The 21,788-nt window shown below is 73.2% G+C and carries 21 protein-coding genes; 13 read left to right on the plus strand and 8 right to left on the minus strand.

Features of this window, described 5'->3' with window-relative positions; all coding sequences use genetic code 11:
• Positions 1-76: 76 nt before the first annotated feature.
• The 3 genes from QRT03_RS02185 to QRT03_RS02195 are packed head-to-tail and all read right to left on the minus strand — an operon-like array spanning position 77 to position 2,756.
• A complete protein-coding gene (locus tag QRT03_RS02185; RefSeq protein WP_286050793.1) occupies positions 77-973 on the minus strand; it encodes an alpha/beta hydrolase in 897 nt (298 codons plus the stop codon).
• Between the two features lie 51 nt (positions 974-1,024).
• Positions 1,025-1,816: a PIG-L family deacetylase gene (locus QRT03_RS02190; protein ID WP_286050794.1), complete on the minus strand. Its 792-nt coding sequence runs from the start codon at positions 1,814-1,816 to the stop codon at positions 1,025-1,027.
• A 16-nt stretch (positions 1,817-1,832) separates the two neighbouring features.
• Complete coding sequence (locus tag QRT03_RS02195) at positions 1,833-2,756, minus strand: hypothetical protein (RefSeq protein ID WP_286050795.1); 924 nt, start codon at positions 2,754-2,756, stop codon at positions 1,833-1,835.
• Between the two features lie 226 nt (positions 2,757-2,982).
• On the opposite strand from QRT03_RS02195, the gene QRT03_RS02200 reads away from it, so the two are divergent.
• Positions 2,983-4,266, plus strand: a complete 1,284-nt coding sequence (locus tag QRT03_RS02200) for a class I SAM-dependent methyltransferase (RefSeq protein ID WP_425604794.1) — start codon at positions 2,983-2,985, stop codon at positions 4,264-4,266.
• 147 nt (positions 4,267-4,413) lie between these two features.
• The gene (locus QRT03_RS02205; RefSeq protein ID WP_286050797.1) at positions 4,414-5,172 is read left to right on the plus strand and encodes an SDR family NAD(P)-dependent oxidoreductase; all 759 of its coding nucleotides are present in this window, start codon (positions 4,414-4,416) and stop codon (positions 5,170-5,172) included.
• Here QRT03_RS02205 and QRT03_RS02210 read toward each other — a convergent pair.
• Positions 5,132-6,973 carry a TM0106 family RecB-like putative nuclease gene (locus QRT03_RS02210; protein WP_286050798.1) on the minus strand — a complete coding sequence of 614 codons (1,842 nt, stop codon included), beginning with the start codon at positions 6,971-6,973 and terminating at the stop codon, positions 5,132-5,134. The genes QRT03_RS02205 and QRT03_RS02210 overlap by 41 nt on opposite strands.
• Positions 6,974-7,123: 150 nt before the next feature.
• On the opposite strand from QRT03_RS02210, the gene QRT03_RS02215 reads away from it, so the two are divergent.
• From QRT03_RS02215 to QRT03_RS02250, 8 genes are all read left to right on the plus strand, one after another.
• On the plus strand, positions 7,124-7,765 hold the full coding sequence (locus tag QRT03_RS02215; RefSeq protein ID WP_286050799.1) for a DUF6474 family protein: 642 nt from the start codon (positions 7,124-7,126) through the stop codon (positions 7,763-7,765).
• A gap of 344 nt (positions 7,766-8,109) precedes the next feature.
• The gene (locus QRT03_RS02220; RefSeq protein ID WP_286050800.1) at positions 8,110-9,108 is read left to right on the plus strand and encodes an IclR family transcriptional regulator; all 999 of its coding nucleotides are present in this window, start codon (positions 8,110-8,112) and stop codon (positions 9,106-9,108) included.
• Complete coding sequence (locus QRT03_RS02225; RefSeq protein WP_286050801.1) at positions 9,105-9,791, plus strand: ABC transporter permease; 687 nt, start codon at positions 9,105-9,107, stop codon at positions 9,789-9,791. The genes QRT03_RS02220 and QRT03_RS02225 overlap by 4 nt, the downstream gene beginning before the upstream one ends.
• A gap of 10 nt (positions 9,792-9,801) precedes the next feature.
• Positions 9,802-10,866: an ABC transporter ATP-binding protein gene (locus QRT03_RS02230; protein WP_425604795.1), complete on the plus strand. Its 1,065-nt coding sequence runs from the start codon at positions 9,802-9,804 to the stop codon at positions 10,864-10,866.
• Positions 10,863-11,663 (plus strand): ABC transporter permease, encoded by an 801-nt coding sequence (locus QRT03_RS02235; RefSeq protein WP_286050804.1) that lies wholly within the window; start codon positions 10,863-10,865, stop codon positions 11,661-11,663. The genes QRT03_RS02230 and QRT03_RS02235 overlap by 4 nt, the downstream gene beginning before the upstream one ends.
• 64 nt (positions 11,664-11,727) lie before the next feature.
• Positions 11,728-12,741, plus strand: coding sequence for a glycine betaine ABC transporter substrate-binding protein (locus QRT03_RS02240; RefSeq protein ID WP_286050805.1), 1,014 nt, complete (start codon positions 11,728-11,730; stop codon positions 12,739-12,741).
• Positions 12,742-12,828: 87 nt separating this feature from the next.
• Complete coding sequence (locus QRT03_RS02245; protein WP_286050806.1) at positions 12,829-13,785, plus strand: glycine betaine ABC transporter substrate-binding protein; 957 nt, start codon at positions 12,829-12,831, stop codon at positions 13,783-13,785.
• Between the two features lie 28 nt (positions 13,786-13,813).
• Positions 13,814-14,755, plus strand: a complete 942-nt coding sequence (locus QRT03_RS02250; RefSeq protein ID WP_286050808.1) for a glycine betaine ABC transporter substrate-binding protein — start codon at positions 13,814-13,816, stop codon at positions 14,753-14,755.
• Here the strand turns inward: QRT03_RS02250 and QRT03_RS02255 are convergent.
• Positions 14,752-15,444: an SDR family oxidoreductase gene (locus QRT03_RS02255; RefSeq protein ID WP_286050810.1), complete on the minus strand. Its 693-nt coding sequence runs from the start codon at positions 15,442-15,444 to the stop codon at positions 14,752-14,754. The genes QRT03_RS02250 and QRT03_RS02255 overlap by 4 nt on opposite strands.
• Positions 15,445-15,643: 199 nt before the next feature.
• Here QRT03_RS02255 and QRT03_RS02260 point away from each other — a divergent pair, with 199 nt between their 5' ends.
• The 3 genes from QRT03_RS02260 to QRT03_RS02270 are packed head-to-tail and all read left to right on the plus strand — an operon-like array spanning position 15,644 to position 18,509.
• The gene (locus tag QRT03_RS02260) at positions 15,644-16,672 is read left to right on the plus strand and encodes an NAD(P)-dependent alcohol dehydrogenase (RefSeq protein WP_286050811.1); all 1,029 of its coding nucleotides are present in this window, start codon (positions 15,644-15,646) and stop codon (positions 16,670-16,672) included.
• A gap of 32 nt (positions 16,673-16,704) precedes the next feature.
• On the plus strand, positions 16,705-17,763 hold the full coding sequence (locus QRT03_RS02265; RefSeq protein WP_286050812.1) for an amidohydrolase family protein: 1,059 nt from the start codon (positions 16,705-16,707) through the stop codon (positions 17,761-17,763).
• Positions 17,760-18,509, plus strand: coding sequence for an iron-sulfur cluster assembly protein (locus QRT03_RS02270; RefSeq protein WP_286050813.1), 750 nt, complete (start codon positions 17,760-17,762; stop codon positions 18,507-18,509). The genes QRT03_RS02265 and QRT03_RS02270 overlap by 4 nt, the downstream gene beginning before the upstream one ends.
• A gap of 98 nt (positions 18,510-18,607) precedes the next feature.
• Here QRT03_RS02270 and QRT03_RS02275 read toward each other — a convergent pair whose 3' ends face one another.
• The 3 genes from QRT03_RS02275 to QRT03_RS02285 all read right to left on the minus strand — a co-directional run bounded on the left by QRT03_RS02275 (position 18,608) and on the right by QRT03_RS02285 (position 21,752).
• Positions 18,608-19,558: a hypothetical protein gene (locus QRT03_RS02275; protein WP_286050814.1), complete on the minus strand. Its 951-nt coding sequence runs from the start codon at positions 19,556-19,558 to the stop codon at positions 18,608-18,610.
• 218 nt (positions 19,559-19,776) lie between these two features.
• On the minus strand, positions 19,777-20,907 hold the full coding sequence (locus QRT03_RS02280) for a 5-methyltetrahydropteroyltriglutamate--homocysteine S-methyltransferase (protein WP_286050815.1): 1,131 nt from the start codon (positions 20,905-20,907) through the stop codon (positions 19,777-19,779).
• Positions 20,908-20,939: 32 nt separating this feature from the next.
• Positions 20,940-21,752, minus strand: a complete 813-nt coding sequence (locus QRT03_RS02285) for an IclR family transcriptional regulator (RefSeq protein WP_286050816.1) — start codon at positions 21,750-21,752, stop codon at positions 20,940-20,942.
• Positions 21,753-21,788 lie beyond the last annotated feature (36 nt).

The following is a 21,788-nucleotide window of genomic DNA, read 5'->3' on the forward strand; positions in this document are numbered from 1 at the left end:
CCGCTGACACCCGGGATATCGCCGCGGTCGCGGGAGTGTTTCGACTCCTGCGACACACCACTCGGACGGGTGGCTGCTACACCGAGCGGACGAACGCGATCTGCCGCTCGATCGACGTCGCAAACGGCTCGCCGAGGTAGATGTCGAAGTGCCCGCAGTCGATCTCCAGGGTCTCGACCGGGCCGCCCGCGGTGACGGCGACCTTCCGGACGGCGGCCGGCGGGGCGATCGAGTCCGAGGCGGCGACGACCAGCAGCATCGGGCAGTGGACCCGGGGCGCCGCGGTGACCGGGCGGTTGAGCGGAATCGTGAGGATGTCCCGGGCGGGCATCTCGTTGACGAACGTCGGGCCGATGATCGCGCCGTAGCCGGCCTCCGCGTCCGGCGCGGTGATCGCGGCGACCGTGCCGGGCGGCCCGTAGACCGCCACGCGGTGGTCCGGACGGCCGAGGGCGTGCCCGAAGGCGTCCGCGACCGCGTGGGCGGAGACCTTCAGCAGCTGCCGCGGCCCGGCGGAGCGGAGGATCTCCACGAGCGCGCCCAGGCCGTCCATCGCGGCGCCCTGCGAGATCACCCCGGCGATGCGGCGGTCCGCGGCGGCGACGGCGACGACGTGCCCGCCGGAGTACGACGAGCCCCACAGCACGATCCGTTCCGGGTCCACCCCGTCGATCAGCCGGGCCCGCGCGACCGCCGCGTGGTAGTCGCGCCGGTGCGCCCGGTGGTCGACGTGCCCGCGGGGCTCGCCCTCGGAGTCCCCGAAGCCGCGGTAGTCGACCAGCAGGACGTCCGCTCCCGCTGTCACGAACGCCTCGGCGAACGGCAGGAGACCGGAGTCGCGGGTGGCCCCGAACCCGTGGGCCATGACGACGCAGGGCCGGCCACCCGGACCGGCCAGTGACTCGTCCTGCGCGCGGAGGTACGTCGTCCCGAGACGCTGCCCGTCGGACTCGACCGTGATCTCGATCTCCACGGTCGTGGAGACTAGGGGCGCTCGGCGGTCACGCCCAGCCCCGTCCGGCCGTCAGTCCCCGAACAGCCCCGACTCGAAGGGCCCACCGGCCGGCTCTCCGGCCCGCCGGAACCACTCCGTGCCGAAGGCGGCCGCGAACGCCGCGTCGGGCAGGGCGAGGAAGAACGAGTCCGGCGCGATCTGGCTCGCGTGCGCGCGCATCGCCGCCCGCTTGGCCTCGAGGAAGGCCGTGACGTCCACGCGCGTGGTCAGCTCGGACTCCGGGGTGCCCATCTCCTCGAGCTGCCGCTCGTCGGGTCCCTCGCCGTCGCCCATCCCCATCTCGCGGGCCATCGCCATCAGCCGGCGCATCTCGTCGCGGTTGGTCGTGGCCTCGTAGACGCGGGGCGTCCCGGCGAGCGCCCCGGCGCGGGCGCCGACGTGGTGGACCTGCACGTGGTCGGGGTGGCCGTAGCCGCCGTGGTCGTCGTAGATCGTGAGGACGTCGGCGTCCTCCTCGCGCAGGATCGCGGCGAGCTTCTCCGCCGCCTCCTCCACGTCCGCGGCGGCGAACGCGCCGTCGCCGGTGTTGGTCTCGGTCCCGACCATCCCCGAGTCGACGTAGCCGAGGAACTCGGTCCGTGCGACGCCGAGGATGCGGGCGGACTCCAGGGTCTCGGCGTGGCGGCGGTGGCCGAGGGTCTCGTCGGGGTCGAGGACGCCGGGGACGATCTCGCCGTGCTCGCCGCCGGTCGCGACGACGAGCACGACCCGGTGGCCCGCGTCGGCGGCCGACCGCATGACACCGCCGCAGGCGATGCACTCGTCGTCGGGGTGGGCGTGGAACGTCACCAGGGTGGCCACGAGCCGGGAGCGTAGGTCAGCCCAGGGTGAACGACAGCACCAGGATCAGGATCACCGCGACCACCACCGCCGCGGTCCCGATCGTCGACGCGAGGTCACGGCGCCCGCCGTAGAAGACGTCCGAACCCGCGATGTCCGACGACGGGTCGCGGCGCTCGGGGGTCCGCCCGGCCCACGGCGGGGTGGTGCGGGACGCCGGCACCGGCGGCGACGGTCGCCGTCCCGCCTGCACCCCGGGGACGACCTGCGTGCGCTCCGGCGGGACGAACGACGGCGGCCGGAATGTCGACGGCGGCACGACCTGCGTGCTGTCCGCGTCCTCCCCGGGCACGACCTGGGTGACCTCCGCCTCCGACCCGGTCGTCGGGGGACCCCAGCGGAACGGCGGCGGGAACGGGTCGGACGACGGGAGTGGGGGCGGCGCCGGGATCGGGCGCTGCGCGGGGAACGCGTCGGTGTCGGGCGCCGACTCCCCCGTCGACCGAAGGGCACCTTCAGTCGAATAGGCGGGCCGTGGGCGCCCCTCGCCCATTGCCGACCCGGCCGGCGCCGACTCCCCCGTTGACCGAAGGGCCCCCTCGCTCGAATAGACGGGCCGTGGGCGCCCCTCGCCCATCGCCGACCCGGTCGCCGGCGGCTCCGGCGGCTCCACCGGCGGCGGCTCCGTGGCCGCGGGCGGGATCGGGTCGACCGTGGCCGCAGGCGGCTCCGACGCCGGCGGCACCACGGCGCGCGGCTCGACGGGCGGCTCGACGGGCGGGACCGGCGCGGGCGGCTCGGACGTGCTCTCCGCCACCGTCGCCGAGGACGCCCGGGCGGCGGCCTGCTCCTCGCGGCGCCGGGCGATCAGCACGTCGCGGCGCCGGCGATAGGCCGTCGCGTCGACCCGGCCCTCGGCGAGGTCGGCGTCGAGCCGCTGCAGCTCCTCGCTGGCGTCCACCTGCGTCGTCCACCCCTCCACACCCGCCGTCGCGGGCACGGTAACCGACCCGGGCGGCCGCGGGCCGCGTGTCGATCGACGACGTCACACTCGTCGGCCTCGCGTGGCCGGTGGTGCGAGATCGTTCGAACGATCACGACGTCGGCCGCGAACGTGCTGCCGACGGGCCACCCCGTCACCCGCCTGAGACCACAGCGCGAGAGGACCCCACCCCGTGTCGTCGACGATGCCCCTGCCCGAGCAGACACCGGTGAGCGGCACGCGCGTCGTGCCCCGTCCCGCCGAGGGGGTGTGGCCCGGCCTGCAGGACCCGGGCGAGAACCGGATCCGGATGGTCGTCGCGCGCTCCCTGCTCCGCGCGGCCGTGCGGCGCATGCCGATGCGGCTCGTCTGGCCGGACGGGTCGAGCGAGGGCGCGGGCGACGCGGGGGGTCCGGCCATGCGGCTCATCCGGCCGGAGGCGTGCTTCACCCGCCTCGGGACCGCCGGCCTGATCGGGCTCGGCGAGGGCTGGATGGTCGGCGACTGGGACTCCGACGACCTCGTCGGCGTCATGCGGTGCTTCACCGACCACATCGAGTCGCTGGTCCCGCGGCCGGTCCGCAAGCTGCGCCGCCTCTACGACCGCGGGCAGCCCCGGGAGGAGCGCGCCGCCGACGCCGCGGTCTCGCAGGAGAACGTCCACCGGCACTACGACCTGTCGAACGACCTGTTCCAGCTCTTCCTGGACGAGTCGATGATGTACTCGGCGGCCTGGTTCGACGGGCCGGTCGGCCCCGACGGAGCGCACCTCGAGTCGCTCACCACCGCCCAGCACCGCAAGGTCGACGGCGTCCTCGACCTCGCCGGGGTCCGCGACGGGTCACGGGTCATCGAGATCGGCACCGGCTGGGGCGAGGCCGCGATCCGGGCCGCGCGGCGCGGGGCCCGCGTCACGACGCTCACCCTCTCGGTGGAGCAGGCCGAGCTCGCCCGCGCCCGCGCCGAGGCGGCGGGCGTGTCGGACCGGATCACGATCGACGTCCGCGACTACCGCGACGCCCGGGGCGAGTACGACGCGGCGATCTCCATCGAGATGATCGAGGCGGTCGGCGAGCGCTACTGGCCGGAGTACTTCCGCACGGTCGACCGGCTGCTCGCCCCCGGCGGGCGCTTCGGCCTGCAGGCCATCACGATGCCGCACCACCGGCTCCAGGCGACGAAGGCGTCGTACACCTGGATCCACAAGTACATCTTCCCGGGCGGGATCATCCCGAGTGTCGAGGCGATCGAGCAGACGCTCGCCCGCCACACGACGCTGCGCATCGATGACCGGCGCTCGATCGGACCCGACTACGCCGAGACCCTCCACCGCTGGCGCGACACCTTCCTCGCGCGCTCGCGGCAGGTCCGGGCCCTCGGGTTCGACGAGACCTTCGTCCGCATGTGGGACTTCTACCTCGCCTACTGCGAGGCCGGGTTCGCGTCGCGGTACCTCGACGACTGGCAGTTCGGCATCGCCCGTTCCTGACGGCGGGTGCGGCGGGCCGGGTGCGTTCCGGTCGGGTGGGCTCTCCCACCCGTAACGGTCAGAACTGACCGTGGCCGATAACCTCCGGCCGAGCGGGGTGACCCGAGCCGCCCGTCCGACTGCCTGCCTGCCTGAGGAGCACCGATCATGGACACCACCGACGTCGCCGCCATCGTCACCGGAGGGGCGTCCGGTCTCGGCGGCGCCACCGTCCGGCGGCTCGCCGACGGCGGGGCCCACGTCATCGCGATCGACCTGCCGAAGGCGATCGACGGCGCCGAGAAGCTCGAGCGGGTCGACTACGTGCCGGCTGACGTCACCGACGGCGACCAGGTCCAGGCCGCGGTCGACGCCGCCGTCGGCACGGGTCTGCCGCTGCGCGTCGTGGTCAACTGCGCCGGGATCGGCACGGCCGGCCGGGTGCTGTCGAAGAAGGGCCCGCACGACCTCGGCGTGTTCTCGTCGGTGGTCGGGGTGAACCTGATCGGCACGTTCAACGTCATGCGGCTGGCCTCCGCCGCGATCGCGCAGACCGAGCCGCTGACCGACGGCGCCCGCGGCGTGGTCGTCAACACCGCGTCCATCGCGGCCTTCGAGGGGCAGATCGGCCAGATCGCCTACGCCGCCTCCAAGGGCGGTGTGGTCGGCATGACGGTGCCGGCGGCGCGCGACCTCGCGCAGTTCGGCATCCGCGTCATGACCATCGCCCCCGGCATCATCGACACCCCGATGCTCGCGGGCGTCGAGGAGTCGTTCCGCAACGAGCTCGCGAAGGGGATCCCGTTCCCGCAGCGGCTCGGGCGCCCCGACGAGTACGCCCAGCTCGTGGGCATGATCGTCGAGCACGACTATCTCAACGGCGAGGTCATCCGGTTCGACGGTTCCCTGCGCATGCAGCCCCGCTGAGCTCGCTCCCCGGCTCCTCGGGGTCGGGGCGCAGGTCGTCGAGGTGCGGCACGGCCAGGACGGCGTCCGAGGTCATCCACGTCCGCAGGGCGTGGGTCGCCCGGACGTCGTCCTCGTTGTAGACCAGCAGCCGGTCGCGCATCGCGGGCTCGGGCTCCTCGCCGTCGAGGCCCACCGCCCGGCGGTACCACCGCATCGAGTTCTCGCCGCCGGCCTCCGGGTCGCGCCACGCGAAACCGGCCGACGGGGCGACCCGCTTGAGGCCCTTGCCGTGCGGGCAGAGGAACGACGTACTGACCGCCGGGAAGAGGTCGATCCACTCGTCCGAGGCGATGAAGCGCTCGACGTCCTCGGCGGCGGGCATGCCCGGCTCGCCCGCGAACCGCTCGACCGAGCCCCGCAGCCACCGGTTCTCCGCCTGCTCGTTGTAGCAGTAGGAGCGGAACGACAGCCCGCGGTCCTCCGCCCGCCGGCGCACGTCGGTCAGCCAGGCCCAGAACGCCGCGAACGACCGCGCCTCGTCCCGGGTCGGCACCGGGTCCCACGTCGCGAAGCCGCGGTAGCCGTGCTCGAGACCGACGTCGGCCCCGCTGAGCAGGACGCCCCACAGGTACGCGCCGTCCTCGCCGAGGCTCTCCATGTCGACGTCGACCTCGACCGCGCCGCGGGGCACCTCCGGCCGACGCACGCGGCGCACCAGCGGCACGTCCGCCCGCCACGCCCGGGCCAGGGCGACCGCCTCGCGCAGGTCGGCGCCGAGCTCACCGGCCGCCGGGTCCGCCGCCGCGGCCCCCGCGGGCTCCGGCAGCCCCTGCCGCGGGTCCAGCGCGGCCAGCGTGCGCACCGTGGTGATCCCCCGCCCGCGCAGGCGCAGGGCGTCCTCCCCGCGCACGACGAGGCTGACGTCGTCCACCCGGCGCAGCTCCGCCTCGCACACCGGCCACCAGGGGCAGCGACGGCACTCGGTGATCCGGGACGGCTGCGCGAGGGCCGGCCCGCCGTCGCGCGCGGCGCGGGCGACCGCGAGCCGGTCGGCGAACCGCCGGTCGTAGGTGTCCAGCGGGCTGCGCCCGGCCTCGTTGCCCGGGGCCACGGCCAGGTCGGTCCACACCACGCAGTCCGCGTCGAGGCCCACGACCCCGCCCCAGGCGGCACGGGCGCCCAGCCCGGCCGCCGCGAGCATGCGGTGCAGGTGGGCCAGCCGCAGCAGGTCCCGCGCGACCGCCCGGACCTTGCGCTGCGGGTCCGGCGACGCCGACGACGGGTGCGGGCGGCCCAGCGGCGAGGTCAGCGCCCCGGTCCCCGGATCGGTGACCCGGTGCCGGACGACGATCACGGGGTACCAGCCCCCGTCGTCACCGGCCCGCACGAGCAGTTCCGCGTGGCCACGCCGACCGTCGCCGGGCGGGAGCTCGGCCGCCCCGATCGCCCACACCTCGGGATCGGCCGCGACGGCCAGCGTCGCCTCGACGCGCTCGCCCCGCCTCCCGTCGGGCACCGGGCGGTAGGCGGCGCCCAGGCCGGCGGCGAAGCGGGCGGCGAGCTGGGCCCGGTGCTCGGCGGCGTCGGCCACGCGCATCTCGACGCCCGGATCGGGCTCCGGGAGGACGACCTGGTCGGCCCCCTCGATCCCGGTGGCCCCGGCCGCACGCCCGGCGTCCGGGTCGTGCTCCAGGTGCACCCGGCGACGGCAGCGCGTGGTGACCGCGGCGTCGAGCAGGACGGCACCCCGTGCGGCGCCGGCCCCGTTCCGCTCGCCGGCGGCCGGACCGGCACCGTCCCGCGGACCGGTGCTCTCCATGACCGAGAGAGTGCCACGGACCCCCGACGGTCTCCGTGTCACCGCCCACGGAGGAGGTCCCGCCGTTAGGGTCCGGCCTCCGTGGGGAACCGTCCCCCACGACGCGATCTCCTCCCGGGGCGACCGGGAGCACCACCGGAGGAACCCCACATGGCACGGCGAACCAGCCACACGGTCGAGATCGACGACTCCGACGGCCTCGTGGTCTGGTCGCGCCGGGCCGCCAAGCACGCGGCGAAGGCGGAGAAGCAGGCCGGGAAGGCGGCGAAGGCCGACCGGAAGGCCGCCGAGAAGGCGGCGGAGGTCGCCGAGGCCGAGAAGGCCGCCGCGCAGGAGGACACCCACCTCACCGGCGCCACCGTGAAGCGCTGGATCGGCATCGCCCGCATCGTCGTGCCGATCGCGGCTCCGCTGGTCTACCAGGCGGTCGGGGCCACCCGGTCCCGGTTGGACGAGGTCCGGGCGCGCCGGCTGGGGGTCGCCCCCGACGAGCTGTCCTCGTTCTCCGGGCGCGGGACCGCGCTCTACGCCCGCGCGCACAACCTCGCCGCCTCGGTGCGCGAGCTGGAGCGCCGTCGCGAGGAGGACACGGACGTGCGCGCGTTCGCACGCGACGCGCGCGATCGTCTCTCCGACCTCGAGGCCGCCGTCCGCTCGGCGGAGCAGATGCCGACCGCCCGCCGGCGTCGGGCGCACCTCGCGGTCGCGGGCGAGCTGGACCGTCTGGAGTCCCGACTGCTCGAGCTCTGGGGTCTCGACCGGCCCGGCTCGCTGCCCCCCGCGGAGCACTGAGGGCGCACCGCGATCGTCGCGAAATCTGCAACCCCCCGGGGACGGCAGGCGCCCGGGCGGGTGGATCTCGAAAATTCACGATGAGTCACTGATCGCTGTCCGTACGTTCACCCGCTCGGGTGGCCGAGCGCCTGACCTGCGTGGACGCGGACACCGCACCTCCCGGTTCGACGCTCGGTGACCACATTCGGCCCCCTCCGCCGGTCACGAACCGACGAGCGGAAACCAACTTCCGGGTGACAACCCGGTGGCTCGCCCCTTAATGTCTCGCAGGCCGTTGCCCGTCGGGCAACGACCGTTGTCCCTCACGCTCCCGCGTCAGGGGAGCCGAGAGGGGAGCGGGGATGAGTCCACGGGCACCACGACGCTCCCCGGAGCCGCGCCCGACGTCCGACCCCTCCCTCCCCGACCACACCGACCCCGCCGGGGACGACGAGCGCCCCGCGCGCGGTCTCGAGTCCGGAGGCGGCCAGGTGCACCGCGCGCTCGCGATCCTGGAGCTGCTCGGCGACCCGGAGTCGCGCGGCCTGGCCGGCCCCGTCGGTGCCGCCGACGTCCCGACGTCGTTCGGCGTCGTCGAGATCGCCCGCACCCTGGGCCGCGACAAGTCGCAGGTGTCCCGCCTGCTGCGTCTGCTCGCCGACGCCGGGTTCGTGGAGCGCGAGGCCGGGACGCTGCGCTACCGGATCGGCACCCGCCTGTTCTCCCTCGGCGTGCGCGCGGTCAGCCGTCGGCTGCGCGACGAGGCGGACGCCCTCGTCGAGCGCGAGGCGGCCCTGCTCGGCGAGCGCGTCGAGGTCTGCGTGCGCAGCGGCGGCTCGTCGATGACCGTCGCCACGGCCGCCCCGGACAGCGAGCTGCGCGCCATCGGCTGGGTCGGCCGCATCGTGCCGCTCTCCTGCACCGCCACCGGCCGCGCGCTGCTGTTCGACCTCGACACCGCCGCCGTCGCGCGCCTGATCGTCCCCGAGGGCCTCGCGCAGGCGGGCCCCGGAGCCCCGCGCTCGCTCGACGAGCTGGTCGCACGGATCGCCGAGGACCGGGAGCGCGGCTTCTCCCTCGCCCGCCACGAGATGGACCGCGGGCTGCTCGCCGTCGGCGCCCCGGTGCGCGACGCCGCCGGCGGGGTCGTCGCGGCGGTCGGCACCGCCGGCCCGGACTCACGCATCGACCCGGTGCTGCCCGAGGTCAGCGCCGGGGTCCTGCGCGTCGCCGCCGACCTCACGGCCGCGCTCGGCGGCACCGTCTCCCCACCTGCCACCGGACCGCCCCGACCACCACGGCAGCGCCGCCCCCCGACCACCAGTCCCGTTCCTCCGACCAGAAGGGAAGGAGTGTCGTGAACGTCTTCCAGTACTTCTCCGCGAACAGCCAGCAGATCCTGTTCCTGACGCAGGCCCATTTCCTCTACGTGCTCATCTGCGTGGGCATCGGGTCCGCCATCAGCATCGTGCTCGGCCTGATCGTCTCCACCGGCGAGCCGAACCCGAACCGGTTCAGCTTCGACTGGTGGGCCACCGGGGTCCGCGAGGGCTCGCTGCTCATCACGGCGGCCGTCCTGACGGTCCCCTCACTGGCGCTCTTCGTGCTGTTCCTGCCCATCACCGGGCTGGGTGTGACCACCGCGATCATCGTGCTCACGGTGTACTCGCTCTACACCGTGCTGCGGAACACGGTCGCCGGCCTCCGGTCGGTCGACCGGGCGGTCCTCGAGTCCGCGCGCGGGCTGGGCTACGGCCGCATCCGCCGGCTCCTGACGATCCAGCTCCCGCTGGCCTGGCCGGTCATCCTCAACGGCATCCGCGTGACCACGCTGATCTCGATCTCGATCGCCGTGGTCGGCTCCATCGTCCAGGGGCCGGGCCTCGGTCAGCTCCTGCTCACCGGCATCACCCGCATCGGCGCGGCGAACGCCTTCCCCCAGGTCCTCATCGGCACGTTCATGTGCCTGGTGGTGGCCGCCGTCTTCGAGATCTTCTTCGCCATCGTGCAGCGCCTGACCATCCCGAGGGGGATCCGTGTCTGAGACCGAGAACATGATCGTCCTGGAAGCCGTCGAGAAGGTGTACCCGGGCTCGACGTCCCCGGCCGTGGAGCGGCTCGACATGGCCATCCCCCGCGGCGAGATCGTCATGCTCATCGGCCCCTCGGGCTGTGGCAAGACGACGACCCTGAAGATGATGAACCGGCTGATCGAGCCGACCGGTGGTCGGATCATCCTGGACGGCGACGACGTCACCGACGTCAACGGCGACCAGCTGCGACGCAAGATCGGCTACGTCATCCAGCAGGGCGGGCTCTTCCCGCACTACTCGATCGCCGACAACATCGGCGTCGTCCCGAAGATGCTGGGCTGGGACAAGAACCGCATCAAGGAGCGCGCCGACGAGCTGCTCCACCTGGTCGGTCTCGAGCCCTCCACCTACCGCGACCGTTACCCGCGGCAGCTCTCCGGTGGCCAGCAGCAGCGTGTCGGCGTCGCCCGCGCGCTCGCGGCCGACCCGCCCGTGATGCTGATGGACGAGCCCTTCGGCGCCATCGACCCGATCACCCGTGACCGTCTGCAGGACGAGTTCCTCGAGATCCAGCGCACGGTCGGCAAGACGATCTGCTTCGTCACGCACGACCTGCAGGAGGCCGTGAAGCTCGGCGACCGGATCGCGGTCTTCGGCACCGGCGGCCGGCTCGCGCAGTACGACGACCCGGACACCGTGCTCACCCACCCGGCCGACGACTTCGTGTCCGACTTCGTCGGCGGCGGCGCGGCCGTCCGGCGGCTGTCCCTGCTCGAGCTGTCCCGTCTCGAGCTGCACCCGATCGAGACCGACGCCGCCGCGGTGGGCAACCGCAACGGCACCCCGGTCGCCGAGGTCGACGGCTCCGGGCGCCCGGTCTCCTGGCGCCACCTGCCCGACCGGGACGCCGCCACGACCACGCTCGTCACGGTGCCGCTGTCCGGCACGGTCTACGACGCGGTCGACGTCATGCTCGACGGCTCCGCCTCCCTGGTCGCGGTCGTCGACGACGAGGGCCTGCCCCAGGGCGTCCTGCACTGGAACGACCTCGTCGCGGGTCTCAAGACGCGGGAGCGTGGCGCGTGACCGCGGTCGACCTCCAGCCGGGCGTCCCGACTCCCTCCGAGGAGCGCAAGGAGAGCGGCGGGGGCTTCCTCGGCGTGATCCGGGCGAACTACGACCTGCTGGTCGCACCGGCCATCGTGGTCGTCGGCCTGATCGTCATGGTCGCCTACGTCGGCAGCCAGACCCTCGACACCATCGAGGAGCGGGCCCTCGAGCCCGCGAACGTGTTCGGCCAGCTCGGCCAGCACCTGCTGCTGACGGCGTACTCCACCGTGCTCGTGCTGATCATCGCGGTGCCGCTCGGCATCGTCCTCAGCCGGCCGGGCGCCCGGAGGATCCAGGGCGGCGTGCTCGCCCTGGGCGGCTTCGCCCAGGCGCTCCCGCCGTTCGGCGTGCTGCTCCTGCTCGGCTTCTGGGAGTTCGGGGTCCGCAGCGCCGTCATCGGCCTGACGCTGGCCGCGCTGCTCCCCGTCCTGCGCAACACCGTGGTCGGCCTCCAGCAGGTCGACCAGTCGCTGATCGAGGCCGCGCGCGGCATGGGCATGTCCGCGCGCCAGACCCTGTTCAGCGTCGAGATCCCGCTCGCGGTCCCGGTCATCGTGGCCGGTCTGCGCGTGGCGCTCGTCCTCAACGTCGGCACGGCCACCCTGGCCACCTACATCGGTGCCGGCGGCCTGGGCGAGCTCGTCCAGCAGGCGCTGCGGCTCAACCGCATCAACCTGCTGTTCGTCAGCGGCGCGATCATCGCGGCCGTCGCCCTCCTCGTCGACTGGCTCGCCGGTGTCGCCGAGCGGGCCATCGTCGCGCGGTCCGGCTGAGGGGCCTCCTCGAGAACGGCCCCTCGCACCACGATTCCCCCGAAGTGAAGGAGACACGACCCTTATGTGGAAGATCAGCGGCGGCCGCGGCCGCCTGGGCGGCTGGCGGGGAGGCGCGGTCGTGCTGGCCGCGACCGCCCTGCTCGCGGCCGGATGTGGCGGTCTCTCCGGCAGCGGCCAGCCGGCCGCCACCGGCGGCAGCCTCTCCGCCGGCGGTATCAACCTGCAGGGCCAGACCTTCACGGTCGGCGGCAAGGACTTCGACGAGCAGCTGTTCCTGTGCAAGGCCCAGGTCCAGGCCCTGCAGTCGGTCGGGGCCACCGTCAACGACCGCTGCGGCATCCAGGGCTCCGCCGCCGCGCGTGCCGCCCTGACCAGCGGCCAGGTCGACATGTACTGGTCCTACACCGGTACCGGCTGGATCACCGACCTCAAGCAGTCGCAGGTCATCAAGGACTCGCGTCAGCAGTACGAGGCCACGGCGAACCTGGACAAGCAGCAGAACAACATCGTCTGGACCGAGCCGACCCCGTTCAACAACACGTACGCCATCGCCACCACGAAGGCGTTCGCGGACCAGAACAACATCCGCACGACGACGGACTGGGCCAACTTCATCAACTCCGGCAACCCGAACGCCACGCTCTGCGTGGAGCCCGAGTTCGCCGGCCGTGACGACGGCCTGCCCAACCTGCTGCGCACGTACGGCGTCACCCGCCCGTACAACGCGCCGCCGGCCGTCACCACGCTCGACACCGGTGTCGTCTACCAGGCGACCTCGAACGGCAACCCCTGCAAGTTCGGCGAGGTGTTCACCACCGACGGCCGCATCCCGGGTCTGAACCTGGTCGCGCTGCCCGACGACAAGAACTTCTTCCCGATCTACAACGCCTCCAACTCCATCCGCGGTGACGTGGTGGCGCGGGCGCCGCAGGTCGTCGACGTGTCGAACGAGATCGCGAAGCGGCTCGACTACAACACGATGCTGAGCCTGAACGGCCAGATCTCCTCGCAGGGTCAGGACCCGGCGCAGGTGGCCCGCACCTGGCTCCAGCAGCAGGGCCTGATCGGCCAGTAGGACCGGTCGAAAGCGCGGCGGGGAGGTCCGGACACCGGGCCTCCCCGCCGTCGTCGGTACCCCCACCGAACCACCAGGAGCGAGGCGATGCGTCGATCCCGCGTCGCGACGGCCGTCGTGGCGGCCCTCGCCGCGCTCCTCGTCGGGTGTTCGGGCGAGAGCGCCCGGGCCACCCCGCCGGGCAGCTTCGCCCGCGACGTCGACCTCACCGGCCAGACCCTGGTCGTGGGCTCCAAGGAGTTCGACGAGCAGCTCCTGCTGTGCCGGATGACGATCGCGCTGCTGCAGTCGGCGGGCGCGAACGTCGTCGAGCGCTGTGACACCAAGGGGTCGGAGAACGTCCGCTCCGCCCTCACCACCGGCGCCATCGACATGTACTGGGAGTACACCGGCACGGCGTGGCGGACCTACCTGCGCCAGGAGGCGCAGCTGTCCGACCCGCGCGACCTCTACGAGGCCGTCCAGGTCGCCGACGCCGCGAACGGCGTCAGCTGGCTGGCGATGGCCCCCTTCGACAACACCTACGCGATCGGGGTGACGACGCCGAACGCGCAGCGCCTCGGGGTGCGCACGATCTCCGACCTCGCGCGGCTCGCGCGGTCCGGCTCACCCGAGGCCAGCCTCTGCATCGACCAGGAGTTCACCGGCCGCGAGGACGGCCTGGTCGGACTGCTGCGCACGTACGGCTTCCAGTTCCCCGACGGCGCGCTGCACACCCGCGAGATCGGCGACATCTACCCGGCCGTCGCCGGGGGCTCCCCGTGCGTCTTCGGGGAGGTGTTCGCCACCGACGGCCGACTGAACGCCCTGCGCATCAACACCCTGGCCGACGACCTCGGCTACTTCCTGCCCTATAACGCCGCGCTGACCGTCCGCACCGACGTCCTCACCCGCGTCCCCCGGCTCGCCCTGCTCGGCGACCGGCTCGCCCCGATGCTCACCGACCAGGTCATGCGGGAGCTCAACGCGCGCGTCTCGGTCGGCCGGCGTTCGCCCGACGACGTCGCGCGGACCTTTCTGCGCGAGCAGGGGCTGATCGGCTGAGCGCCGACCCGGTTGGGATGATGCGCGGGTGCGAGCCCCAGTCCGGTCGGTGCGCTCGCTCGGCGCGGTGCTGCTCCTCGTCGTGCTGGCGGCCGGGTGCGGCAACACGCCGCTGCGCTCGCCCGACGCGAGCGGCGGGGGGCTGGCCCGGTACGACCTCCGGGGCGCGAGCCTCGTCGTCGGCGGCGGGGCGACCACTGAGCTGCGGCTGCTCTGCCAGCTCACGATCGCCGCGGTGCAGGCGGCCTCCGGCGCCGCGACCGACGAGTGCGGCAAGGACGGCGGGACGGACGTGCACGCCCCCACCGGGCTCAGCGACGTCGACACCGGGTGGGCCTCGCTGCGCACGCTCGGGCCCCGGGGCCTCCCCGACCCCGACGGTGCCCCGGCCGACCCGCCACCGGACCTCGACGCGATCCGGGCCACCGACGCCGCCCGGGGCATCGCGTGGCTGCCGCCCACCGCGTTCGGCGACACCGACGTCGTCGTCGCGCGGGCGCCCGGTCCGATCGGCGTCACCGGGACCGACCTGTGCGTCGCCCCGGAGGCGGTCCCGGGCAGTGCGGTGGCGCCGGGCTCCGCCGCCCTGACCGCGGCCTACGGGCTCGCACCACCCGTCGTCGTGCCGGACGTGAACGCGGTGCTGGTCGGGGTGGCGACCGGGCGGTGCACCGCCGGGCTGGTGCCCGGGTCGTCGGGACGGGTGCCCGCCCTCGGTCTGGTGGTCGCCGACGACGTGCGCCGGGCCCTCGACGGCGGACCGGCCGGCCCGCGGGGCTACGCGCCGGTCCTGCGCACCGGGCTCCTCGCCGGGCACCCACCCACGGCCGACGTCCTCGGCGAGATCACCCGCCGGCTGGACGGCCCCGCGATGCGCGGGATGGTCCGGGAGGTCGAGGTCGACGGCCGCGACCCCCGGGACGTCGCCCGCCGCTGGTTGACCGGGCAGGGACTGATCGCCGCGGGTTAGCCGCCGTGGACGGACGGGCCGGTGGCGCCGCCGAGCTCGTCGACCGCGGTGCCCAGCGGCACGGTGCCGTTGACCAGCTCGAGGGTGCGGCCGATCGTGGCGGGGGCGTCGAGCAGGGCGATCACCGTGGTGGCGACGTCGGCCCGGGTGACCTCCTCGTGCCCCACGGGCTCCTCGGCGAGGTGCACCCGGCCGGTCGCCGGCTCGTCGGTGAGCCGGCCCGGACGCAGGATGGTGACGTCCAGGTCGTCCCGCTCCCGGACGCCCTGCTCGGCCTCGCCCTTCGCGCGCAGGTAGACGCCCCAGACCGAGTCGTCGTCGGCCTCCGAGGGCGGGTTCGCCGCCCCCATCGCGGACACCTGGACGTAGCGGCGGACCCCGGCCCGGGCCGCGGCGTCGGCGAGGAGCAGGGCGGCGTCCCGGTCCACGGAGCGCTTGCGCTCGGCGCCGCTGTTCGGCCCGGCGCCCGCCGCGAACACGACGGCGTCGGCGCCCGCGAGCTCCTTCGCGAGCTCCTCGGCGGACGATGTCTCCAGGTCGACCGTGACGGGTTCGGCGCCCGCGGCGCGGACGTCGTCCGCATGGTCCGGGTTGCGGACGAGGGCGACCGGGGAGTCCCCCCGCTCCGCGAGCTGCTCCGCGAGCAGCAGGGCGATCTTCCCGTGGCCTCCGGCGATGACGACGCGCATGTCGACGGCCTACCCGCGCCCTCGACGTCCCATACTCCTGTCCGTTTGGTCCGTTTCGGCGCTCAGCGGAATCCGGGCTCTTGCGCACAACCGAAAGCCATCGTGTGATGGGGCTCGCTCCACGAAACGCGATCCGGCCCACACCACCACCGCCCCCGGCCGGGTGTCGCTCCACCACCGTCGCTGGGAGGTCCCTGCCGTGAAGGCCGTGCGGGTGCACGCATACAAGTCCGATCCATCGATCGACGACATCCCCGAGCCCGAGCTCCAGGGCCCGCTCGACGTCATCGTCAAGATCGGCGGTGCGGGTGTGTGCCGCACCGACCTGCACATCGTCAACGGGGACTGGGAGGACATCCAGAACCCCGACCTGCCGTACGTGATCGGCCACGAGAACGCCGGCTGGGTCGCCGAGGTGGGCGACGCGGTGACGAACGTGAAGGTCGGCGACACCGTGATCCTGCACCCGCAGCCCTCGTGCGGGCTGTGCCTCGCGTGCCGCGCCGGGCGGGACATGCAGTGCACCGGCGACGCCTTCTTCCCCGGCCTGTCGAACAACGACGGCGGGATGGCCGAGTACCTGCGCACCACCGCGCGGGCCTGCGTGAAGCTCGACGAGGGCACGAATCCGGCCGACGTCGCGGCGCTCGCGGACGCCGGGATCACCGCGTACCACGCCGTGCGCAAGGCGGTCCCGCACCTCTACCCGGGAACGACGGCCGTCGTGCAGGGCGCGGGCGGGCTCGGCCACATCGGGATCCAGTCCCTCGCGGCGCTGACGGCCACGAAGATCATCGTCGTCGACCGGAACCCGGCGGCCCTCGAGCTGGCGAAGCAGATCGGCGCGGACGAGACCGTGCTCGCGGACGGCAACCACGTCCAGGCGGTGCAGGACCTCACCGGCGGCGGCGCGACGGTCGTCTTCGACTTCGTCGCCGAGCAGGGCGCCGAGATCGACGCCTGGGCGATGACCGGCCCGGCGGGCTACTGCTTCGTCCTGGGCTACGGCGGCGAGTTCCGCGCCCCCACGCTCGATTTCGTGGCCGGTGAGAAGAACGTCATCGGCAACATCGTCGGGACCTACAACGACCTCGCGGAACTGATGGTCCTCGCGCAGGCCGGGAAGGTCACCCTGCACACCGTCCAGTACCGCCTCGACCAGGCCCTGAACGCCCTGCACGACCTCGACGCGGGCCAGGTCCGCGGCCGGGCGATCCTCGTTCCCTAAGTCCTCTCCCACCACCACAGGAGGAACCGAGAATGTACGAGAAGGATGGCGAGAAGTACTTCGTCGTCGACTCCCACATGCACTACTGGGACGCGTCGCCGGAGAACTGGGTCCCGGGCGCCGAGCAGTACGCCAAGGGCTGGATCGAGTGCTTCCACGCCTACCAGTCGCTGGGCCCGGCCGAGACCCACTGGTCGATCGAGCACTTCCAGAAGTACTCCGAAGAGGACACCATGAAGGACCTCTTCGAGGACGGCCACGTGGACGTGGCGATCGCGCAGCCCACGTACCTCAAGGAGTGGTACTCGGAGGGTTTCAACACCACCGAGCGCAACGGGCAGCTGCTGCGCAAGTACCCGGAGAAGTTCCGCCTCAACACCCGCTTCGACCCGCGCGACGGCGACGCCGGGATGCGCGAGTTCGAGGCGAACGTCGAGGAGTGGAAGCCGATCGGCGCCAAGCTCTACACCGCGGAGTGGAACGGCGACTCGCGCGGCTACAAGCTCTCCGACCCGGAGTGCTACAAGTTCCTGGAGCGCGCCCAGGAACTCGGCATCAAGAACATCCACATCCACAAGGGCCCGACGATCTGGCCGCTGGACAAGGACGCGTTCGACGTGTCCGACGTCGACAAGGCCGCGACCGACTTCCAGGGCCTGAACTTCATCGTCGAGCACGTGGGCCTGCCGCGTATCGAGGACTTCTGCTTCATGGCGACGCAGGAGCCCAACGTCTACGCCGGCCTCTCGGTCGTGCTCGGTGGCCTGATGCACGCCCGCCCGCGGTTCTTCGCCAAGGTGATGGGCGAGCTGCTGTTCTGGGTCGGCGAGGACAAGATGACCTTCGGCTCGGACTACGCCATCTGGGAGCCCAAGTGGCAGGTCGAGGGCCTCGTGGACTGGGACTACCCCGAGGGCCACGACTTCGACGACTACCCGCGTCTCGGCGTCGAGGGCAAGAAGAAGATCCTCGGCCTGAACGCCGCCCGGCTCTACGACATCCCGGTGCCCGCGGAGATGCAGCTCCCCGGTGACTCCCCGGCCGCGCAGGACGACGCGGAGCTGGTCGAGCGGGAGGTGGCCCAGGCATGACGGTGCTCTCCGACGCCCGTGCCGTCGCGCCGCTGTCGAACGACGCCGAGGCGGCGTCGTCGACCGGGGTGACGGCCCGGGTGTGGGAGGCGCTGCGCTCGGTGCGCGATCCCGAGCTCGACACCGACGTGGTCTCGCTGGACTTCGTCGGGGCGGTCTCGGTGGACGACTCCGCCGTCGCGCACGTGGCGCTCCGCCTGCCCACGTACTTCTGCGCCCCCAACTTCGCCTTCCTCATGGTGGCCGACGCCCACGACGTGGTCTCCGAGGCCGCGGGGGTCGCGCGGGCCGACGTGGTCCTCGTCGACCACTTCGCGTCCGACGCGATCAACGCCGGCGTCGCCGCCCGCGCGGGCTTCGTGTCCTCCATGGCGGGCACCGAGGTCGGCGAGGCGGTGGCGGAGCTCGACGAGCTGCGCCGCACCTTCACCGAGCGGGCCCTGATGGCCGGCACGGACCTCGTCGTCCGGCCGCTGATGCGGGCCGGCTCGACGCCGGAGCAGGTCGCCGCCATGACCCTGGGCGACGCGCCGGCCTCGGCCGACCTCGACCGGCTCCGCCGCCGGCGGGCCGAGCTCGGGATCCCGTCGACCGACGCCGACCCGCTCGTGGTCGACCCGAGCGGGCGCACCGTCGGGGTCGAGGCCCTGCCGCTGCACCTGCGCAAGGCCCGCTCGTACCAGGTCGGCGTGGACGCCAACACGAGCATCTGCCGCGGCCAGCTCGCGGCGCGCTACGGGGTCTGACGGGTCCGGGCCCTTTCCGAACGATCCGCTCCGTACGAACGGGCCGTTCATCACCGAAGAAGGTGATGAACGGCCCGTTCGTCGGTTCCGGGTCCGGATCAGGCGGCCGGCACGACGACGAGTTCCGGGCGCGGTCGCGATGCGGCCAGGCGGTAGTAGGCCCGGAGTTCGTCGAGGACACGATCGGGTTCGCTGAGAAGGCGGCGAGGCCGGTGCGACACGACCACCACGCCCGCCGCGACCATGTCCGCGACCCTCCGGGCGTCGTCGTCCTCACGCTCCGGGGGATGGAACTCCGCCGAGTGGTGCTCCCAGGCCATCCCGACAGCGTCGATGTAACCGTCGGGGCAGGCCAGGAAGCGGTGGCCGGGAAGATACAGCCGGGGGTTGAAGAGCATCGTGGGCAAGCCGCTCCGTGCGTGGAGGTCCCGTCCCCAGCCCTCCGCGACGGACCGGATTCCGTCCCGCACCTCCGTCAGGATCTCGCGGACGACGGCCGTGCCCCGTCGACTGCCCGCATCCGTCTCCTCCAGCAGGCGGTCGACCGTGGTCCGACGACGCTGTACGGCTTCGGCGACGAGCGCGAGGACACCCTCCCGCTCGTCGGTCCGGCGGGCGGTGTCGACGACCGCGCGCTCGAGGACGGCTACCTCCACCCCGTCCCGGACGACCGTGGGTGGGAGCCGGGACGTGCGCTCCACCAGGAGGTCCGGTCGAGAAGCACGACGGCGCTCCTCCGGCACCAGGACGTGGAGCGCGGCGTTCGCGGGGACCTTGCGCAGGCCGTGCCGGCGGGCGGCCTCCGGCCCGGAGAGCACGGCGTCCTCCCCGCAGTAGAGGAGGGCGGCACAGATCTCCTGCTCACGCGTCGGCGGCCCGCTCTGCATCAGGATCACGCCGTCGAACGGACGCTGCCACTGCCCTGATCGAACCCGTGCGGCGATCGTGTCCGGACGAAGACCGAGAGCGACGAGGGCGGCGACCCGCGCAACGCGGATCGGGGCCAGGGCGGACAGATCGGCGGCGGAGACGCGGGAACGACGAGGCATGCCCGTCACGGTCGGACGATCACGTCGAGCGCGGTGTCCGTTCGACGCAACCTGTGGACGGCCGGCACCCCTGTGGATCGACGAGGAGCAGCGTCGGCGACCGTTCGCGCACCACCCCGAACCCATGAACGGACCGTTCATCACGCAAGAAGGTGACGAACGGCCCGCTCGTACGGATCAGGGGGAGGGGCAGGGGCAGGCGCGGAAGGCGGACGGGCTCAGTGGCCCCAGACGTCCTGGGCCACCGACACCACGAGTTCGAGCTTCGCGACCTCCTGCTCGTAGGACAGCGTGTTGCCCTCCACCGTCGAGGAGAATCCGCACTGCGGGGACAGGCAGAGCTGCTCGAGCGGCACGTACTTCGTGGCCTCCTCGATGCGGCGCTTGAGGGTGTCCGGCTCCTCGAGCTCCCCGGACTTCGTGGTCACGAGGCCGAGCACCACCTGCTGGTCGCCGCGCGGGAGGTAGCGCAGCGGGGAGAAGTCGCCGGAGCGGGCGTCGTCGTACTCGCAGAAGAACCCGTCGATCTGCAGGCCGCCGAAGACCTTCTCGGCGACGTGGTCGTACCCGCCCTCGGCCGCCCAGGACGAGCGGTAGTTCCCGCGGCACATGTGCGTGGTGATCCGCAGGTCGGAGGGGCGGTCGGCGAGGGCGAGGTTGATCGTGTCGACGTAGCGCTCGTGCATGTGGTCGGCGTCCTCGCCGCGGGCGGCCATCGACTCGCGCTGGGCCGGGTCGTTCAGGTACGCCAGGGACGTGTCGTCGAGCTGCAGGTAGCGCACGCCGGCCTCGTACAGCCGGGCGATCTCCGCCTTGTACGCCGCGGCGAGGTCGGCCCAGAACTCGTCCGGGTCGGAGTACGGCGAGCCCTCGTGCACCGGGGCGCCGCCCAGGCGGTAGTGCAGCATCGACGGCGACGGGATCGTCAGCTTCGGCACGGCGCTCGTCACGGTCGAGGCCAGCATCGAGAACGCGTCGCCGAAGATCGTCGTCGACAGCCCGATCCGCTGGTCGATCACCAGCGACATGGCCGCGAACGTCAGGTCGCCGGAGGCGTTGCGGAACGCCACCTCCACCGACGAGTCCTTCGACGAGGACACCCCGTCGAGCTGGTAGAGGAAGTCCATGTGCCACGACGAGCGGCGGAACTCGCCGTCGGTGGCCGCCTGCAGGCCGACCGACTCCTGCATCGCGACGACGTCGCGGATCGCCTCGTCCTCGGCGGCGCGCAGTCCGTCGGCGTCCAGCCGCCCCTCGGCGTGCGCGCTCCGGGCCTCGAGCAGGGCGGGCGGTCGCAGGAGGCTGCCGACGTGGTCGGCGCGGAACGGAGCCAGGTCACGTGCGGACATGCGTACACCTCACCGCACCGGGGCCGCGGAGATCAGCCCCCGTCCCACCTGGTGGAAACCTCGTCCGCGAACGCCGACGCCGCCCGCCGGGCCGCGTCCCGCACCGCCCGCTCCATGCGGGTGCGGCGGTCGAACAGGCTGCCCGGGCCGCCGGCGGGGACGACCGGCACCGCCACGGAGATCGCACCGACGAGCTCGGTCCGGGCACACCTGTCGTCGTCAACGGGCAGGCGTACCGGGGCCGCCATGCACGCGAGGCGCTCGCGGAACTCGCTGCGGTCCAGGGCGAGGTCCCGACGGCGGACCTGGTCGAGTTCCCAGTCCAGCTCGTCGGGATCGGTGATCGTGCGGTGGGCGTGGCGGGCCTGCCCGTCGCGGGCCAGGACCTCGACGCGCCGGGCGTCCGGGAGGTCGGCGAGCAGCAGCTTGCCGACGGCGGTCGCGTGCAGGGCGCCGCGCCAGGTCGAGATGGTCGGCACCGGGTGCTCCGGGCAGTCGTCCGAGTCGACCACCACGACGTCGGCGTCCCGGAAGGCGGCGTAGAGGACCGCGGCCCCGGCCATCGCGTGCGCCTCGCGCAGCGTCGCGCCGAGCCCCGGCGGGATCGGCAGCTGGGAGCGGAGCCGGTCGTTGAGCGCTGGCAGCTTCGGCCCGAGCCCGAAGCCGCGGGCGGGCTCCAGACGGACGAGGTAGCCGTCGGCCACGAGGCTGCCGAGCAGGTGGTAGGTGGTGGACAGGTTGTAGTCCAGCCGGCGGGCCACCGCCTTCGCGGTGATGCCGTCGCCCGCATCCGCGACGACCTCGAGCACCCGGAGTGCGCGGTGCACCGAACCGAGTCCAGCCATTCACCCATGATGCGCGAGAAGGCCGTCCACTCGCCC

The sequence above is a fragment of the Actinomycetospora termitidis genome (genome assembly GCF_030286555.1).
GTDB classification, from domain to species: domain Bacteria; phylum Actinomycetota; class Actinomycetes; order Mycobacteriales; family Pseudonocardiaceae; genus Actinomycetospora; species Actinomycetospora termitidis.